At 68.0% G+C, this 18,309-nt stretch carries 10 protein-coding genes and 1 other RNA gene; 8 read left to right on the forward strand and 3 right to left on the reverse strand.

Features of this window, described 5'->3' with window-relative positions:
* Positions 1–64: 64 nt before the first annotated feature.
* The 8 genes from LLH23_03135 to LLH23_03170 all read left to right on the forward strand — a co-directional run bounded on the left by LLH23_03135 (position 65) and on the right by LLH23_03170 (position 12,751).
* The gene (locus LLH23_03135; protein ID MCE5237467.1) at positions 65–2,002 is read left to right on the forward strand and encodes a DUF2723 domain-containing protein; all 1,938 of its coding nucleotides are present in this window, start codon (positions 65–67) and stop codon (positions 2,000–2,002) included.
* 175 nt (positions 2,003–2,177) lie between these two features.
* Positions 2,178–2,738: RNase P RNA component class A (gene rnpB, locus LLH23_03140), an RNA gene on the forward strand.
* Positions 2,739–4,171: 1,433 nt separating this feature from the next.
* The gene (locus LLH23_03145) at positions 4,172–4,405 is read left to right on the forward strand and encodes a hypothetical protein (GenBank protein MCE5237468.1); all 234 of its coding nucleotides are present in this window, start codon (positions 4,172–4,174) and stop codon (positions 4,403–4,405) included.
* Between the two features lie 186 nt (positions 4,406–4,591).
* Positions 4,592–6,883 carry an efflux RND transporter periplasmic adaptor subunit gene (locus LLH23_03150; protein ID MCE5237469.1) on the forward strand — a complete coding sequence of 764 codons (2,292 nt, stop codon included), beginning with the start codon at positions 4,592–4,594 and terminating at the stop codon, positions 6,881–6,883.
* A gap of 5 nt (positions 6,884–6,888) precedes the next feature.
* Positions 6,889–10,335: an efflux RND transporter permease subunit gene (locus tag LLH23_03155; protein ID MCE5237470.1), complete on the forward strand. Its 3,447-nt coding sequence runs from the start codon at positions 6,889–6,891 to the stop codon at positions 10,333–10,335.
* 3 nt (positions 10,336–10,338) lie between these two features.
* The gene (locus LLH23_03160) at positions 10,339–10,896 is read left to right on the forward strand and encodes a hypothetical protein (protein MCE5237471.1); all 558 of its coding nucleotides are present in this window, start codon (positions 10,339–10,341) and stop codon (positions 10,894–10,896) included.
* Positions 10,897–10,898: 2 nt separating this feature from the next.
* Entirely contained in the window at positions 10,899–12,278 is a 1,380-nt protein-coding gene (locus LLH23_03165) for a TolC family protein (GenBank protein ID MCE5237472.1), read from the forward strand.
* A 47-nt stretch (positions 12,279–12,325) separates the two neighbouring features.
* Complete coding sequence (locus LLH23_03170; GenBank protein ID MCE5237473.1) at positions 12,326–12,751, forward strand: YHS domain-containing protein; 426 nt, start codon at positions 12,326–12,328, stop codon at positions 12,749–12,751.
* A gap of 168 nt (positions 12,752–12,919) precedes the next feature.
* On the opposite strand, the gene LLH23_03175 is transcribed toward LLH23_03170, so the two are convergent.
* From LLH23_03175 to LLH23_03185, 3 genes are all read right to left on the reverse strand, one after another.
* Complete coding sequence (locus LLH23_03175) at positions 12,920–14,260, reverse strand: aminotransferase class V-fold PLP-dependent enzyme (protein ID MCE5237474.1); 1,341 nt, start codon at positions 14,258–14,260, stop codon at positions 12,920–12,922.
* A gap of 87 nt (positions 14,261–14,347) precedes the next feature.
* Entirely contained in the window at positions 14,348–15,286 is a 939-nt protein-coding gene (locus LLH23_03180; protein ID MCE5237475.1) for an AraC family transcriptional regulator, read from the reverse strand.
* Positions 15,287–15,525: 239 nt separating this feature from the next.
* Positions 15,526–18,063 (reverse strand): hypothetical protein, encoded by a 2,538-nt coding sequence (locus LLH23_03185; protein ID MCE5237476.1) that lies wholly within the window; start codon positions 18,061–18,063, stop codon positions 15,526–15,528.
* Positions 18,064–18,309 lie beyond the last annotated feature (246 nt).

An 18,309-nucleotide genomic window follows, 5' to 3' on the forward strand; every position in this document is an offset into this window, starting at 1 on the left:
TAGCTGACGCGGAGTAAGGAGTCACCATGCCGGCAGCCTGTCCTCAGGCTGCCGGCAATCCCCTATGAGCAGGACCCTGTCCCCGCACGTCGCTGTCGGCTTCGGCGTTGCCGTCCTGCTGGCGGCAATGTACGGGGCCACGGCTGCCCCCGGCCTCTACTGGGCTGATTCGGCTGAGTTCACCGCGGTGGCCCAGACCGCCGGAGTCGCCCACCCCCCCGGCTACCCCCTCTACTCCCTGGCCCTCACTGCGCTGTGGCGGGCCTGCGGCAGCGTCTGGGTGCTCAACTGGTGCTCGGGTCTGGCGTCGGCAGCGGCCCTGGGCTTGCTGGCGTCGGCGGCGACCCGCGGCCAACGCTGGGCGGCAGCCGTCGCCCTCGGCCTCGCCATCCTGACCGTCGGCTGCGGCGGGACCTGGTGGCAGAACTCCACTGTAGCCGAGGTCTATGGGCTGCATCTGCTGCTCGCCTCGGCCCTGGTCTTCCTGGCCGTCAGGCCCTCGCCAGACCCTTGCGGCGCCGCGGCCCCGGCAGTGTTCGGCCTCGGCCTGGCCCACCATCCGCTGATCATCGCCTTCGCCCCGCTGGTGCTACCGGCGCTCGGGCGCGGGGCGAGGCGCCACTGCATCCAGTTGCTGGCGATGCTCGCGCCGCTGGCGCTCTACGCCTGCCTCCAGCTGGCCTCCTCGCAACAGCCGCCGTTTGACTGGGGCAACCCGCAGACCTGGCCCAACCTGCTGTACCACGTTACGGCCCGCCAGTACGCGCACCTCACGGCCGTTCGGCCCCCGCTGTTCGTGCTGGCGGTGCTGGGGCGGGCCCTACAGCAACTCCCGCAGGAGCTGCCCCTCCCGCTGCTGCTGCTGGCGCCGGTCGAGCTGTGGTTCCTGTGGCGGCAGAGGCGCGCGCTGGCGTGGACCATGGCGGCCACGCTGGTGCTGGGGCTGCTGTTGGCCTCGGCCACGGCCGCGGCGCTCAATCCGCCGTACTTCCTGGCGGTATGGGCGCTGCTAGGGTATCTCGGCGCCGCCGGGATCGGTCGGATGCTGGCGCAGCCGCGCGCGGGTCGCTGGGTCGGGGCCGCCTGCATCGTCCTGACTGTGCTCTACGGGCTCTGCCTGGCCGTCCACAACTGGCCCGCGTGCAACCAGCGCGGCAATGACGCCCCCACCCGGTATGCGGACGCGTTGCTCCAGGCCCTGCCCGCCGACAGTGTGCTCATCACCTATAGCGACTCCCTGAGCAACCTGACATTGCAGGCGCGACTGGTCCGAGGCGTGCGGCCCGACGTGGACATCATCAGTACCGGCGATCTGGTCTCGGTAGACTCAGGCCAGACCCTCAGCCGCAACTTCCCCCGACTGGTCCTGCCGCCGGACGGCTACGCCTTCCCGCAGTGGCCGCGCCGCGACCCCCGCGCGTACCTCGTGGAGGACCAGGCGGACTTCGTGCGTCTCCTGCTGGTCAACAACGCTCGCCGGCCTTTGCTTGCGGAGTTCGCGCCGGGGCTGGAGTGGTTGGCGCGCGACGCCGTGCCCTTTGGCCACCTGGTGCGCCTGGCCCCGGGAGCGACGCCGACCACGGGCGACCTGCGCGCCCACTGGCGGCTCTGGCGACGGCTTGAGGAGGCCGCGCGCGGACAACTCGCTCGAGACGAAGCCTCCCGCAAGCCATACGTGCTGGCCGCCAACTCTCTCGGCTGGTACTGGCTCGAGCGAGGGGACAGCACCCGGGCGCTGCAGGCCTTCGCGGAGGCACTGCGCTACGACCCGTGCGACGCCGGTACCCATGGCAACCTCGCCGGTCTCTACGCCCGGCTCGGCGATGCCGGGCCGGCTGAGGCGCACTTCGCGGCCGCCAGAGGCCTGGCCCCATGGGACGCCCAACTGGAGGCCAACTACGCCGTCTTCCTCACGGAGCGAGGGGACCTTCCCGGAGCTGCCCGCGCCAGGGCGCGTGCCCGGGCCCTGGGCTATCCGCCTCTGCCGAATCAGGCGCAGTGAGGGGAAGGGGCAGGCGTAGACCACCTCGCATGCCGCACTGATCGCCATCATGGTGCCCATGCGCACCACGTGCAGCCCAACACCCCCCCAAATCGCACTATCGGTTAACTTTTCCTGCGCGGGGTTCTGCAGGAATCCCCCCCCTTCTGCCACTTCCGTGGTATACTGACTCTGGAGAGTGGGTCGGGCGATCGCGTGCAACTGCCAGGCAGTTGCCCGAGGAAAGTCCGAACTCCAAAGAGGCTGCGCGAGCAGCCTCAGGGCAGGACGCCGGCTAACAGCCGGGAGGGGCGACCCTACGGAAAGTGGCACAGAAACATACCGCCGGGGGCCGTCATCTGCAGTCACGGAAATGGCTCTCAGGGCCCGTGGAGGGCCTGTGACTGCCGATGACGGCAACTGCGGCCTGAGGGTCGGCTGGGGCTCAAGAGGCCCTGGCGGGCCTGGTGCGCGGCCCGGCAAGGGTGAAATGGTGGGGTAAGAGCCCACCAGCGGCATGGAGACATGTCGGCTGGCCAAACCCCGTCCGGAGCAAGCCCACATAGGGAAGCGCGCCCGCCACCGCGCCTCAGGCCGCCCGCGGCCCAGGCGCCCAGGCGAGCAGTCGGTGGCCCGCCGACGCCTTCCGGGTAGGGCGCTAGAGACGGCTGGCAACAGCCGCCCCAGAGAAATGATCGCCGTTCGGAGGGCCTGAACCCTCCGTCCACAGAATTCGGCTTATAGACCCACTCTCCAACCTCAAGACGCGTAAGTAGCAGCCGGTTCTCCACTTATGTGTGTCTGTAAGCTGACCTATTGGACCTCGTTTCCCGCTATTGTCCCCCTGTGATCCCCAAACCACCCCGAATGGGGCGATGGTGCTGTCAAAGCACGGCTGGCACACCCAGGAAGGTGTGAGCTCAAGTCAATGCTTATGACCACAGCCATCGAGGAGTTCGTGCTGCACCTGGAAGCGGAAAAGGGCGCCAGCCCCGGGCAGGTTCTGCCTATCGTTGCGACCTGTGTCTGTTCTACCGCTTGCTGTCCAACTCAGCCAAAGCCCGTACGCATCGAGGACGTGACCGTCGCCGCAGCGCGTTCGTGGACGCTCGACATGAAGGGACGCGGCCTGTCCAGCGGCACCATTGCCCGACGCGGAGAGTGGCCGGAGGTTGGGAACGCGAGTGCGTGTGGCCGTCAAGACCCGAGACATGGCCCATGCTAGCGGTCAGGTGAGTGTCGACGCCGAAGGCAAGTCTGAAGCAACCCGTCCGCGACTACTCCGGGCGTTCGCTGCAGATGCTCTGACCTCTTCTGCGGCCAACCCTGTGGGGCACATACTGTGATGGGGGCCCCGCGGGCTGTCCGCAACCGGGCCGTCGCCGCCCGCTGACACCATGCCCCGTCTGCGGGCACACCTCGCTCGCCCGCCGGTGAACGGACATCTGAGCAGCGGCCCCGTACTGCCCTGCTCTGGGGAGCTGCCGGATGAGTGTCGCGAGTTCCAAGCCCCAAGCGTGCGCCGTCCCAGCCGTCGTCAGGACCGCTCTGAAGGCTTGCCTGCCCTCGCCGGCCCGGTCTCTTGACGTGGGAACTGCCGAGCGACACCGGGCGTTACGTCAACTGATGGGCCTCGCTTCCCGGGGCACTCGCAGCCATATGAGACCGACCGCCTGCTTTGCCATCCTGGCGCTCCTGACCGTCACGGTCGCCCTGCCGGCCGTGCCCGTTTGTGGTGCGGCCGCGCCCGGGGTTGCGCAGGTCGCGGCGAGCTCGTCGTGTTGCGGGTCGGGGGCCTGCTACTGTGGCGACCACTGCGCCTGCGGTCCTGGTCCGGTGGCTCCGGATGCAGGTGTGGCGATCGTGACCCCGCCAGTCACTTCGGCCTTGCTTGCGCTGCCGGCTACCGCCGACGCGCGGGTCGCGGTGGCTCCCGTCAACACCGCGCCGCATGGCCCCTCAGCCCAAGAAGTCGTGGCGCCGCTCCCGGGCCACATCCACTGTGCGGGCAATAGAGCACCTCCTCTGTCGTAGCTTCACCCTCCCACTATGATTCCTGACCTGTCGTTCGTGTGACAGACTGCATGTCTCTCGGTGCCGGTCGCGGCCACTTCCCGGGCGGCACTGCATGTAGCCACAATACCTCGGCCGCTCGGGCTTGGTCCCGAGCTGCCCCAGATGGAGACTCCCATGGACCGAAGGACTCTGTTCACTCTTGCCATCGTCACGCTCGTCGTGCTCGCCGCTCTGGCGGGCGTCCTGCCGCTGAGCGGGTGTCATAATGCTGGCACTAGGGCTGCCGACGTTGGCGCCTCCGGCACCCCAGGTGCGGTCTACACCTGCCCGATGCATCCCGAAGTCACTTCGCCCAAGCCCGGCGAGTGCCCAAAGTGTCACATGAAGCTGGTGAAGAAGGGGAGCTGAATGGCGCAGGTCGAGGTGGCAACACCGGCCAATTGTATAGTAGGGCGTAGTCACGCCGGCGTAGGAGGCACTCCGCTGGGGGTCATCCCTGGCGCGCTGCACCTGTACTGCGGCCCGCGGCGCGTCTGTGTTCGACCCTGGTGTCCGGAACGGCCAACTGTCTGCGGCATGAACACAGGGGCAACCATGACACGGCAACCGCATTCTCTGCTCGTCATCGGCCTGACGCTGCTGCTGTGTGCTGTCCTGTTACCGGCGCCCGGTCGGGCCCAGCACCAGAGCATGCCGGGCATGCAGATGGATGACGGCACGGCGACAACGCCGGCCGCTGGCGGTGGCGATCACGCGACGGCTGTGCCCGCCCAGGATAGCAGCATGCCCGGCATGGACATGGGCGGGGGCGGCGGAGCCAAGCGTGGTATCCCCCCGGTGTCGCTCGTCGCCTTCATCCTCTTCCTGGTCCTGCTGGTGCTGTTCGTGCTGGCGCGGATCAGCCACTGGCGCCGCCCCGCCGCCGGTGTGCTGGGTGGCCTGGCCCTCCTCGCGCTAGTCTATGCCGTCACCGACTACCTCGTCGTAACCCATCGCCGTCCCGGACAGTCCACTGTGTGGCAGGCGACGGCCATGGACATGAGCTCCATCAAGCCCGTCGCCGGCGCCGTGCCGGTCGCCACCGAGCAGGCAACGCGCGGGCCCTTCACCGCCAAGGTCACCTACACCGGCACGGTGGTCGCGCTCAATGATGAGGACATCTACCCGCGCGTCACCGGGCGTGTTGTTGCGGTGCCCGTGTATGACGGCGATGAGGTGCGACCGGGGCAGTTGGTGGCACGACTGGACGACGACGAGCTATCGGGCCGGGAGCGTGAAGCGGCGGCCGGCCGCGAAGCAGCCCGTCTCAACGCTCGGGCCGCTCAGGAAGGGGTCAGTGCTGCCGAGGCCATGCGCCGCCAACGGGAACAGATGCAGGCAGCCGCCGAGACGCGCATCACCGAGGCGAAGCGCATGGCCGCGGCCGCCAAGGCCAAGCAGGTCGAGGCTGAGAAGGCTGTGGCCGAGGCACGCCATGCTGCTGCCGCCGCCGCCCAGGAGCAGAGCATGGCGGCTGCCCGGATCGCGGCGGCGCAGGCCGAGACCGAGGCCGCCCGAACCGGACTGGACAGTGCCGGTGCTGAACTGGACGCTGCCCAGGCCGATCTGGCCTACTGGCGGGCCGAGATCAAACGGATGAAGACCCTCCTCGATGGCGGCGCCGCCTCCGTGGATGAATACCAGATGGAGGAAGCCAAGTACAAGTCTGCGGCGGCCGCGGTGCAGCAGAAGCAGGCCATGGTGGCCGAGCGCAAGTCCATGCTCAACCGCGCCCTAGCGATGACACGCGAGGCCCAGGCGACGGCAGGCCGGGCCGCGGCGCAGGTGTCCGCCGCGGACGCGAACGCCGACCGGATGGCGGCGGGAGTCAACACGGCGCAGGCTGAGTACGAGGCAGCTACGGCGCGAGTGGAGATGGCGCGGGCCGATGCCCGGGCCGCCGCCGCCGAGGTAGCCGGCAGCGCCGCCGGCGTGCGTGTTGCCGGCGCCCAGGCCCGCGCCATGCGGGCCATGACGAGCCAGACCGCCGCCGCCCTCTACGTCGCCCGCACCGTGCGCGGCTACACCGAGATCCGCGCTACCTCCCGCGCCCGCGTTCTGCAGCGCGTCGTCAGCCCTGGCACGCTCGTCACACCCGGCACGCTGCTGCTGCGCCTGGCCCAGGTGGACCGCGTGCGCCTGCAGGCCAATGTCAGCCAGGCCGATCTGGCGGTGGTACGCGTGGGCAGCCGCGTCTGGGCGCGTCCGGTGGACGCCCCAGACCGGCGCATCGTGGCCTCAATCACCTCGATCTCACCCTCCGCCGATCCGGCCAGCCGGACCTCCGTGGTCGAGGCGCTGGTCCCCAACCCGCATCGCTGGTTCCTGCCGGGTGGCGCCGTCGTCATGGAGCTGGAGACCGCCACCTCGGATAGCGCCGTGACCGTGCCCAACTCGGCGGTGGTCATCCCGCCGGGCGAACTGACCGACTCCCTGCGCCGCGCGGTCTGGACGGTCCAGTCCGGAGGCGCGGCAGGCCAGACCACCTACACCTGTGTGATGCACCCGCAGATCCATGAGACGAAGCCCGGCGCGTGCCCCATCTGCAAGATGCCGCTGGTTCCGGAGAAGACCGGCGGCGGCAAGCTGGCCCATCTCGTGGATGTCCAGGTCGGCCCCAGCGACGGGCGGCGCACGCAGATCATCTCCGGAGTGGCCGCGGGCCAGGAGATCATCTACCGCGGCCTGGAGAACCTGCGCGAGGGCCAGAAGGTGCAGGATGTGCCCTGGGGGGAGGCCGGACCAGTGGAGTTGCCCAAGCCGGCTGCGGGCGGAAGCATGCCCGCGATGCCAGGGATGGACCATGGCGGCGGGGGCGGCGCGGGGCATGCAGGGCATGGGATGTAGCCGCCATGGGCGCCCACCTCCCCGACAAGCCACGCTACGAGCGCCACCACGGCGGGACCTTTGCCGCCATCACGCGGGCCTCCATCGAGCACCCGTATGCCGTCCTGGCCTTCTACATCGGGGTCCTCATCCTGTCGGTCATCGCCATCGGCTTCTACCTGCCCCGCCGCTTCATGCCCTACGTCGAGAGCCCCATGATCGGCGTCGTGACCATGATGCCCGGCCTCTCCGCCGCCGAGATGGAGCTCTACGTCAGCAAGCCCATCGAGGAGAACCTGCTCAACCTGCGCCACCTGCGCTACCTCCGCTCCACCTCGCAGGACGGCTTCTCGATGGTCTCGCTCGAGTTCGCCTACGGCATTGACATGCAGAAGGCGCTGTTCGATGTCCAGTCCCTGATGAACGTCATCCAGGGCAGCCTGCCGTCTACCGGCGCCAACCTCAAGCCCTCCTGGGTGCTGGCCATTGACCCGCTGAACATCCCCGTGGTCAGCGTGGCGGTCACCGCTCCCGACTGGGACATGGTGAAGCTCCGTCAGTTCTGTGACAACCAGATGGTGGACCGCCTCAAGACCGTGCCGGACGTCTATTCCGTCATGGCCTTCGGCGGCTACCGGCGGCAGCTCCAGGCCATCGTAGACCGCAACAAGCTGGCGCAGTACGGCCTGTCCATCCTCGACGTACGCAACGCCGTCGACCGTAACAATGTTAGCCGCCCCGGGGGCACCGTCACAGCGGGAGCCAATGAGTCGATCGTCCGGTTCGACACGCTCGCCCAGAGCGCAGCGGACGTGGCGGCCTATCCGCTGGCGGGCCTGGCGCCTTCGGGGCGGGCCGTGCGCCAGCCCAGCGCGGCCGGTACCGGCGGCATGGGTGGCATGGGCGGCATGGGTGGTGGCAGCGCCTCCCCGGCCGCTACGGCAGCGCCCGCCGCCGCCGCCCCGACGCCCGGTCAGGCCGCCAGCCCCCGCACCCTCTACATCCGCGACGACGCGCAGGTCGTGGACACCCACTGGGAGCGGCGCAGCGCCTACCACTACGTCCAGCACGACCCCGGGACCGAGGGCCGCGTGCTCCGGGCCATCGAGATCGCGGTCATCCAGAACCCCGACGCGAGCTCCTGGAAGGTCATCAAGCAGGTCAAGCGCGCGCTCGCGGGTCTACAGCGCGAATACCCGGGCGTCTACTTCGACATCGCCTACGACAACTCGCAGTTTGTGGACATCCTGTTCCGCAACATGTTCGAGGAGCTCGGCGGGGCGGTGCTCCTGTGCGGCCTGGTGGTCTTCTTGTTCCTGGGTGAATGGCGCGCCACGCTCATCACCATGATGAGCATCCCGGCCTCGCTGGCCATGGCCATCCTGGCGCTCATCCCGCTCGGCATGACCCTCAACAGCGGGACCCTGATCGGCCTGCTGCTCTCCATCGGGCGCCTCGTGGACGACAACATCATTGACATCCACGCTGTCGAGCGGCACCTGCGGATGGGCAAGGACTCCAAGACGGCCACCATTGACGGCATCTCCGAGGTGCGCACCGCCGTCATTGCCTCCACCTTCATGATCATCCTGGCCCTGGCGCCGCTGCTGCTGTGCGGCGGCATCGTGCAGCTCATGTTCGTCGAATTGGTCTGGCCGCTGATCCTGGCCCTCACCTTCTCGATGGTCGAGTCGTTCACCCTGACCACCCTGATGTGCTCCTGGCTGCTGCGCCCCGAGGCCGAGCGTGTGCACGAGCACAGGCTGTGGTTCTGGCGACATGTACTCCTGCCCTTCCAGCGCTTCCTGGATCGGCTCGAGGCCGGCTATGCCCGGACCATCGCCTGGATGCTCAAGCACCGGTTCACCAACCTCGCCCGCATCCTGGCCACCATCATCATCGGCTTCGGCTTCTACAACTTCATCGGCAGTGAGATGATGCCACTGGCTGACGTGGGCCAGGCCTACGGCGTGCTGGAGATGCAGCCAGGCACGTCGTTTGCGGAGACCGAGAAGGCTACGCACGCCATCGAGCAACTCATCCTCAGGAACTACCCCGAGATCATCAAGTCCTCCACCGAAATCGGCACGGAGACGATGCTGGAGTCCACCGGCACGTACTTCACCGGCTACGCCATGCCCCTGGTCAACGCCGCCACTTTCATGCTCACCCTCACCGACAAGGAGGAGCGCCGACGCGACATCTGGGCGGTCATGGACGGCCTGGTGGCTGATGCGCAGGCCACCATCCCTGGCATCCGGCGCTTCCAGGTCAAGGAGATGGGCTCGGACGTGATGGCCTCGGCCCAGGCGCCCATCTCGCTGGTCGTGACCGGACCGGACTTGCAGGTGGTGGACCAGCTTGCGAAGGGCACCGCCAAGATCGCGCAGGAGGTCGGCGTCCGCCAGGTGGCCACCGACTGGACTATGGGCCTGCCCGAGTTGCGCGTGAAGGTAGACGTGGATCGAGCTCAGCAGCTTGGTCTGTCGGTGGACAACATCGCCCAACAGGCCTACTACGCCCTCCGCGGTGGCCTTACGAACGAGTTCTACCGCCTGCCGAACCTGCGTCAGGACACGGTGCTGGTGCGATACCGGGAAGACCAGCGGGCCAGCCCCAGCGACGTCAGCCATGTGTACATCACCACCCCGGACGGCCGTCAGGTACCGCTGGATGCCGTGGCCAAAGTGACGCGCGCGTCGGCCCCGACGATGATCACCCATGATGCGCTGCGCCGCTGCCAGACCGTCCTGGGCTTCTACCGCAAGCACGAGATGCCCTCGATGGACCTGGCCATGCTGGCGCAGATGAAGGCCATGGGGGGGCTGAACTGGCCGCCGGGGTACAACGTGGAGATGCGCGGGGACATGACGCAGATGATGGACAGCTTCCGGCGGCTGATCGCCGGCCTGGCCTTGGCCATCGTCTTCATCCTGCTGATCCTCGTGGCGCAGTTCCGCGGCTTCGCCCAGCCGCTACAGATGGTCTTCTCGCTCCCCCTGGAGCTGTCCGGCGTCTTTCTCGCCCTCTACCTCGCCCACCAGACCTTCTCGTCGGTGTCCATCATGAGCATCATCGTGCTCACCGGCATGGACATCACGACGGCGATCCTGCTCGTGGACATGATCATGCGCTACCGCGACCGCGGCATGCCGCGCGACCAGGCTGTCACCGAGGCCTGCCCGCAGCGACTGCGGCCCATCCTCATGACCTCGATCGTCACGATCATTGTCATGGTACCGGTCGCCTTCTTCCCCAGGACAGGGCTGGACGCGTATCAGCCGCTGGCCACGGTGATCATCGGCGGCCTGATCGTGGGCACCATCCTGAGCCTGTTTGACATCCCGATTATGCACACCTACGTGGATGACTTGGTGAAGTGGACGAACCGGTTCTTCCTCAAGCGTGACTGGGAATGGCCGGTCACGGAGGCGACCGACGACGAAGAGGGCGAGATGGAGAGGCGGGAGTGAGCCATGCCGAACGCCAACTACGCGCCCCCCAGACGCCGCGTCATCGGGCCCTTCTTCATCATCGCCCTGATCGTCAGCGTCGGCGTGTTCATCTGGCAGAAGCAACAGACTGCGCGGCGGCTGGCAGACGTGCCGCCGCCCGTAGTGGAGCATCAGGTCATCGGCGGGACGGATCTGGAGGCCGCCGCGGTACCGGCGCCGAGCTACGTGCAGGAGCAAGCTCAGGCGCTGGGTCTGTCTGCCGGGCAACTGAAGTCACTCGCTCCGGTGGTAACGGCCTATCAGGAGGAGCTGGGCCCCCTGCAACAGCAGATGGGCGTAGCCGTCGCGCGCTACGGCCAATACCAGGAAGCGCAGGCCGACCGCCAGCGCGTGAAGGTTGATGACCTCCGGCTGCAGATGGCGGTGATTAGCGATCTGTCGGGACGCATGGCCGTGCTGCGGCAAAGCTACTGGGAACGGACCGCGCGGCTGTTGACCGACAACCAGCAGAGCGCGGCCAAGAAGCTGTGGGCCCGGTCGTTGACCCCAAACATCCAGACGAAAGGACCAGGGCCGTGAACATGGTCAAGCCCTACCGGAGACTATTGCCCGCCGCGCTGGTAGGCGGGCTCCTGGGCCTGCTCCTGGTGGCGGCGGCGCCGGTGACTGCCGAGGACGTCGTCACGACGCTGGCCCCGACGCTCGACCCCCAGGACCTGAGCCTGCAAGCCGCCGCCGAGTACGCCCTCGCCCGCAATCCCGAGCTCCTGGCCATGGCCCAGGAGGTGCGCATGGCCGAGGCCAACTTGCGTCTGGCCCGTGCCGCGGATCGCATCCAGGCCTCCGTCAACGGCTACGCCTCCGCTGGGACCCAGCCGAACATGATCACGAACCCACCGGACCTCATGCCCGACGACATGCGGATGCTTGAGCCAGGGCCGCGCGTGTCGGGCGATGTGCGCGTGATCAAGCCGCTTGCCACGGGCGGACGCACCAGCGCGCGCATCAGTCAGCGCCGACACCTGCTGGCCGCCACCCGGGCCGATCTGGAGACACTGCGGCTGGACGTCTACTATGGCACCCGCGCGGCCTATCGTCGCTGCTTGCTCAACCGGATGCTCGTGGACGTGCGCCGCAAGGACGTGGCCGCGCGCCGGGAACTGGTGCGGGTGGACAGCGTCAAGCTGGAGGCGGGGAAGATCCCGTTGTACTACCACCTGCGCGACAAGACCCGCCTGGCCGATGCCGAGCAGATGCTCGTCAACGCCGAGCGGGACCTGGAGGTCTCTTGCTACGACCTGTCTGTCCTGATGGGGCTCCAGCCGCCGCAGCAACTACGCCTGTCTGAGGCAATGCCAGGCTACATGCCCACGGAACAGGACGCCGACGAAGCCCTGGCAGCCGCGGCCGCCAACCGGCCGGAGTTGGCGGCCCTCCGGGCGCGGCTGGCGGCGGCTGACGCCGGTATCAGCGCCGCGCAGGCCGCCTATCATCCGCAACTGGCCGTCGCGGTCATCTTCGACGCGATGGCCGGTCGCAGCATGAGCGCCGGCGGCTACACCGCCGCCCTCACGGCCGGCGTCCCCTTGGTGGACGGTGGCTCGCGCGCCGCCGAGGTGGCCATGGCCCGGGCCCAACAGCAGCAGCTCTCCGAGCGTGAGCGCCAAGTGGCTCTGAGCGTTGCCCGCGAGGTGTTGGGTTCACTGGCCAACCTCAAGGCCGCCGACCAGAACACTCGCACCGCCCTGGAGGCGCGCGCCGCCGCCGAGGAGGACAACCGCATCACGCGTCTGCGCTACGACGCGGGCAAGGCCATCAACCTCGAGCCCCTCGACGCTCTGGCCGCCCTCGTCAAGGCCCGCGTGGATGCTGTGCAGGCGCTCTACGAGTACAATGACGCCGTGGATGAACTACACCGGGCCATGGGATGCCCGCCCCAGGAGCCGGCGCCCGGCCCATGACCCCGTCGCGGCCGCAGGGCCGCGACGACATGAGGAGAGAAGACACCATGCAGACGAAGCTGTCGATTGCCGTGACCGTAGTCGCCCTGCTGGTCGGCGCCGTGCTGCTGACCGGTTGCCCGAAGAAGGACACCGAGCTGCAGGGAGCGCCCCAGGGCACCATGCCCATGGCGCCGGGACAGCACATGATGCCCGGTGGGCAGATGATGCCCGACAACCAGATGAAGCCCCCGGCCAGTGGTGCGCAGGCGCCGGCTCAGGCCCCCGCTGCCGCCGGCGGGAAGGAAGAGATGGCTAGTTGCCCCGTGCTCGGGACGACCATGGCCAAGAAGAACATGATCCCCTACGAGTACCAGGGCAAAACCTACTACTTCTGCTGCCAGGATTGCGTGGACAAGTTCAAGGCGAACCCGGACAAGTACATCCAGCATCCGGCGGCCCCCAAGCCCGCAGGAGAGCCGATGCAGCACTGACATCCCGCTTGACCCCTGCCGGCTCGACGTGTGCGGCGGGCCCCGCCGCCGGCCGTGGGGCCCGCCGCACACGACGCGGCACCCACGGCCTGTGTTCTTACCTGTGCAGACCTCAGTAGCACGACCCGGTCGCTGCTGCGGGCCGCTGCTGCGTCGTCCGCCGGCTTCTCAGCCCAGCACGCGGCAGACCTTGTTGATGGCCCGTGCGACGCTATCGCAATCCCCGGGCGTCCACCACTGATCAATGCTGACGAACACGGCGCGGCCGATCAGATCGAGCGTCCTGGGACACATGTCTTCCGAGTAGGGCGGCAAGTCCCCCTGATGGTAGGGGCACGTGAAGGGGCAGCCTTCCGCAGTGGCAGTCTTCTGCTCGAGAATCTGCTCCCAATAGGCGTACAGGTGCCAGTCCCGGGAGACGTTCGTGCCGCGGCCGCCAGCCGGGACGCCCTCGGCGCGCAGCGCCTCCGCGAGCCTCTCGGCATGGTCCGGCGCGCTCGCCAGCAGGGCCAGGCGGTAGCCGACGTCACCGTTGATGTCATTGCTGGGCCGCAGCGTCACGTGCGCGGTGGGCTCCACTCCCGACGCGACACGTTGCATGGCCGCGTTGTAGCGCCGGGCCTGGGCGTCGGTCTTGCGCAGTTGAACCAGGTTCACCGCCCCCTCCAGTTCGGAGAGGCGGTAGTTCTGTCCGCAGAAGAGCTCCCCGGGGCGCTTCTCCCTGGCGTAGCGGTCCGGCCGCCAGCAGGCTGCGGTGTCATGCTGGCTCTGCGCCCGGGTGTATACCCACTCGTCGTCGGTCAGCACCAACCCCGCCTCACCGCAGCCGGTGATCTTGTAGCCGCTGATGCTGAAGCATCCGGCGTCACCGATGGCGCCGAGGAACCGCCCTTTGTACTTGCCGCCGCACGCCTGGGCGCTGTCCTCGATGACCAGGAGCCCGTGACGGCTCGCGACCTCGCGGATGGCGTCCATATCGCAGCAGTTGCCGCCCATGTGCACAGGGACGATGGCCTTCGTCCGAGGGGTGATCTTCCGTGCGACATCCTCCGGGTCGAGGCAGAGGGACTCGTCAATGTCCGCGATGACCGGGATGGCGCGGCACGCCACCACTGCTGCCGCGGTGGCGAAGAACGTGTACCCCGGGACAATCACCTCGTCGCCGGGGCCGATGCCGCAGCCCACATAGGCCGCATTGAGCGCCGAAGTGCCTGAATTCACCGCGAGCGCATGGGAGACCCCAAACAGCTCCCGGGCGTAGGCCTCCAGCGCGGCGACCTTGGATGGTCGCGGGTTGTAGTAGCGGTTCAGGTGCGGTGTCGGGATCGGCTCGGCCTCGACAGCCGCGCGGACAGCGGTCCTCGTTGCCTCGCCAAACCCCCACGCATCGGCCAGCTCCATGAACTCCTCGACGCCGATCTTCGGCTCCCCTGTGCCCTCGAACGAAGGCACGGCCCGCGGTCCTCCGTTGATGGCCAGATCCTGTGAGTCTGTGCGCAGTGATGCCATTGCCGTGCCTCCCGGGCGAAGGGATTGTCCCAGCCGCATGTCTGGCGGCATGGTCCACCATTCGCCCGCGGGAGTCCATGGCGCGGACTACGAAGAGGTGTGCGTTTCTCCGATCGGGTGGTTTCCCTCACGGAACCCCGTAGGCGTCGTGCCGGTGACGCGGCGGAAGACCCGGCTGAACTGGTGCTGGTCTGCGTACCCCAGCGCGCAGGCCACCTGCTTGATGCTCATGCGCGCATCCAGCAGTAGTGCCTTCGCCCGCTCCACGCGCCTGAGGTCGAGGAAGTGGCGTAGGGTCATGCCCGTCTGACGGTGGAACAGGCTGGACAGGTAGTTCGGTGACAGCGCCACCTCATTGGCCAGTTGCGGCACCGAAAGGGGACGGCTGAGGTCTCGTTGCAGCAGCACTTTGACCTCATTGACGAGCGGGTGGAGGGTCTCCGTCGGCGGGTTCGCCTCATCCCGCAGGCGGTCCAGACAGAAGGCCGCGAGGTGGAGCAGGTCGCAGCGGGTGAGAGCCACATCGCGCCATGGGCCGGAGGTCAGTCGTCGCCAGCCGGCCAGCAGTTCGGTGGGCACACGACCGAAGTCCCGCCTGGAGCCGACCTGGTAGCCCTCCGTCCGGGAGTACCCGGTGAGCTGGCAGATCAGACGCGACCGGGCGCTGCCGTGCAACCAGAGCAACTCGTAGGGCCGCTTCGTCGTCAGGCAGCACTCACCGTGGACCACGCCGGGCAGGAACAGCATCCAGTCGTCTTCGCGAGCTTCGTAGGTCTGGGACTTGATGCACACGTTCAGGCGTCCGGTGACCACGAACGCCACCTCGCAGCCGTCGTGCTTGTGCCCCAGGAGCCCGGAGACCATGGTCTCCTGCCCGTAGAAGTCCACCCTGGGGAACTGCCGCCGCCGGGATTCGCGTCCGGGGAGAGGCTGCCCCCAGAGGGTCGCAGACGTCCCCAGCCGAGCGATGCCCTCAACGAAGCGCGTGGCGACCAGCTCATCTAGAGACCGAGTGGAGCGGGACACAGGTTACCTCCGCAGCTTGCGCGCCTTGCCCGAAGCGGCGGCAACGGCAGCCCGGTCCGCCGGTCAGCGGCGGGGCTGGTCGGCTCCTCGCAGTGGGAGCAGACGCACGAAGGCCAGGAGGACCATGGCTGACTGGCTCTCCTGGCCGACGGGATACCGAGGGGTGCGCACCCCGCAGGGCGGCCTGGTGCTCACCCGTCGTCAGCTCGCGGCACGCCGGGGCACCACCAGTGAGCCGGCTAGTCCTCGAAGTACGGCTTGAGCATGATGTAGTTGAGCGCAGTCTCCGTTCCCGGCTCGGCTGCGGCGTCGGTGAAGGTGACCTTGAGGGAAGCAGCAGTGGCGCGGAAGCGGAGGTGGTGCAGGTTGATCCGCACCTTCCCGTCGTCGTCCTTCTTGCCCGAGGTGCGGCGGTCTACGAAGACGTACGACTTCTCGGGAATCAACTCCGCACCGGCGCCGAGGACGGCGCTGAGGTGGTGCTCCTTCGGGGCGACCTTGCGCGCGACCATGTCCTTGTAGTCGGCGGTCACGAACTGGAGCGTGTAGACCTTGCCCGGGGTCAGGCCAGTTGCGGTCTGGGTCAGCGTGCTCGCTCCCCCGGCGCCGCGCTTGAAGACACAGAAGGTGTCACCCGCGCCACCGCCGGCGCCCCAGCGTGCCTGGCTACCCGATCCGTAGCCGGCGAAACTGGCAGCCCGGATGGCGTCCGCCGGGTCCGCCGTCCAGCCCTTCAACCCGTCCACGAAGTCGCAGTTGCTCAGGTGCCCGGGGGAGTAGCGGTACCCGTAGGCCTTCGAGAGCATCTCCGTGTGGCCCTCGACACAGTAGTGTCGCAGCAGGCGCATGGACCAGCGATAGAGTTCCTCATCGTCGTAGTAGCTGCCCCAGTACCCCGTCATCGCCAGACCCTTGAGCTGCGGATCGGTCGCGATGAGGCGCAGTTGCATGTCCAGGTAGTACTTGTAGTCCACCTCGGGGTTCACGTCGAGCGAGATGATGGGGATCTGGTTGAAGTTGCCCAGGATCATGCCCGTGCCGGCGGCGGCATTGGGGAAGTACTCGCCCAGCCGCGCCATCGTGTCGGCGAGACGGTCGTTGAGATACCGGGCGGCATCCTGCTCGTTGGGACGGCTATGGCAGTAGATCTCGAACAGGAGACGGCCGCGGCCGTGTGACGCATTGAGGGCGGCGCTGATGAAGTCATTGTGCAGGCCGGGCATCCCGGGCTTGCCGACGATCCACGTGTAGACCAGCCGGTTCTCGGGGTTCGGCAGGAGCCGCAGCGCCTCGGTGTAAGGCAGCAGGGCCGCGCTGCCGAAGAACTGCTCGTCGGCGGTGAAGCCGTCGTACCAGGGCGCAGTCATGCCGGGGCTCTGGGACATTCTGGCGACGAGGTCGGCGGCGTCTTTGGGACTGGTCGTGCCGACGTTCGCCAGCCACTTCAGCCCCATGCGGCGCACGTCCGCGCGGTGTTCCTCAGGGACGCTGCCGCCGTTGAGGGTCGTCACGGCCGGGAAGACATGCCGGACGTGGAAGTCCCAGTCGTACTTGCCGTTCTGCGGCACCTGGCTGCTGGCGCACGCCGGGTAGTTGAACACCTCCGCGATGGACCGCACCACGATCTTCCCGCCTGAGGCCGCTCCCTTGACCACGAGGGTGTGCTTCCCGGCCGGCAACTCCCGGAACGCCTCGCGGCGGTCGGTGGCGGCCGTCACCACTGTGTCGCGGCTGTCTACGCGGACGCTGAGCGCGGGGTCCTCCGCTGCGGTCTCCACCTTGATGAAGACCCAGCCGTCCCGGTCGGTGCTGAACTCGCAGCGTTGCGCCGCCTCTGTGGCCTGCAGCGGCCGGCTCAGCACTTCCACCACCAGGTTGTTCAGCCGTCGGTGGGCCGACACGTCCACCTTGGGGAGTGCCGTCAGCGTGATGACGTGCGTGATGTTGAAGACCGTATTCCCGGTGGCACGCTCGACGATGGCGACGTCCAGCGTGTGGTCACCGGCCGCCAGGCCCGACAGGTCCAGGACATTGCGCTCGGGGGCGAGACGATGCTTCTGCACCGTCTTGCCGTCAATGGTGCCGACGCAGTCGTAGTCGGTGAGGGCGCGCTCGGTCTTGCCGAAGAGGTAGAAGGTGAGCTTGGGATTGGCCAGCGGGATCGCGTTGAGCAGCGGCTCCCAGGCCACGAGCCGGGGACGGCTCTGCTCGAGCAGGAGCGGCGAGGGCGAACTCCCGGCCAGGGCGCCCGCGCTGACGGCCTCGAGCTTGACCTGGGCGAACTGGACCTCACCCACGTACTCGATGGCGAAGAGGGCCACCCCGTAGGTGCCGTCCCTGCTCTTCTGCGGCTCGAAGGTCTGCTCCAGGTGCTGCCAGCCGTTGGTGTTCTCCGGCAACGCCTTGAGCCCGTACTCCTTGTACCAGCCGCTGTCGATAACGATGACGCCACAATGGCCGCTCTTGAAGCCCTGCGTCTTGACGTAGGCGCTCATCTTGTACGTCTCACCGGCGAGCAGCCGCAGGTCGTACTGGCGGCAACTCGACGAGACCCCCTTCTTCGCCTCTGGATTGCTGAATATCACGGCGCCTGTCTTGTCGGGCCCGCCGGTCGGGTTGGCACTGGTGCTGCTGCCGCCCTTGTCCCAGCACTGGGGCCAGGCCTGGCCGTGGCTCTCGAAAGCGCCGTTGACCAGCAGGTTCTCACCGGGCTTTACTGCCGCGCCGACGACGCTTGCCGTGACCAACAGGATCGGGATGACGAGTGTCCTCAGCATTGGACTGCCTCTTCCGTGCAATGGTGGTGGCCCCAGCCAGACAGGGGGGGCGGAGCCGTGGCGCACGACGGGAGCCGGCCGCATGGGCGCCGGTGTCGTTCCGGGGGGTAGGTTCGAGGTGCGCGGCGTCTTCTCCTGCGCGGCTCCCGAAGTGTGCCCTTCGTGAAGGCTGGCTGGCAGTGCAACGTTGCGCCCTGATAGGTGGCGAGGGCCTCAACGGCGAACTGGCCGGTGCGTTGCGGGGCC

It is taken from the genome of bacterium (genome assembly GCA_021372615.1).
Classification (GTDB): Bacteria; Armatimonadota; Zipacnadia; order Zipacnadales; family UBA11051; genus JAJFUB01.

What these genes read in the sequence shown, in the direction of transcription:
- LLH23_03135 (MCE5237467.1), top strand. Translation starts at nt 65, where the DNA reads ATGAGCAGGACCCTGTCCCCGCACGTCGCTGTCGGCTTCGGCGTTGCC.
- LLH23_03145 (MCE5237468.1), top strand. Translation starts at nt 4,172, where the DNA reads ATGGACCGAAGGACTCTGTTCACTCTTGCCATCGTCACGCTCGTCGTG.
- LLH23_03150 (MCE5237469.1), top strand. Translation starts at nt 4,592, where the DNA reads ATGACACGGCAACCGCATTCTCTGCTCGTCATCGGCCTGACGCTGCTG.
- LLH23_03155 (MCE5237470.1), top strand. Translation starts at nt 6,889, where the DNA reads ATGGGCGCCCACCTCCCCGACAAGCCACGCTACGAGCGCCACCACGGC.
- LLH23_03160 (MCE5237471.1), top strand. Translation starts at nt 10,339, where the DNA reads ATGCCGAACGCCAACTACGCGCCCCCCAGACGCCGCGTCATCGGGCCC.
- LLH23_03165 (MCE5237472.1), top strand. Translation starts at nt 10,899, where the DNA reads ATGGTCAAGCCCTACCGGAGACTATTGCCCGCCGCGCTGGTAGGCGGG.
- LLH23_03170 (MCE5237473.1), top strand. Translation starts at nt 12,326, where the DNA reads ATGCAGACGAAGCTGTCGATTGCCGTGACCGTAGTCGCCCTGCTGGTC.
- LLH23_03175 (MCE5237474.1), bottom strand. Translation starts at nt 14,260, where the DNA reads ATGGCATCACTGCGCACAGACTCACAGGATCTGGCCATCAACGGAGGA.
- LLH23_03185 (MCE5237476.1), bottom strand. Translation starts at nt 18,063, where the DNA reads ATGCTGAGGACACTCGTCATCCCGATCCTGTTGGTCACGGCAAGCGTC.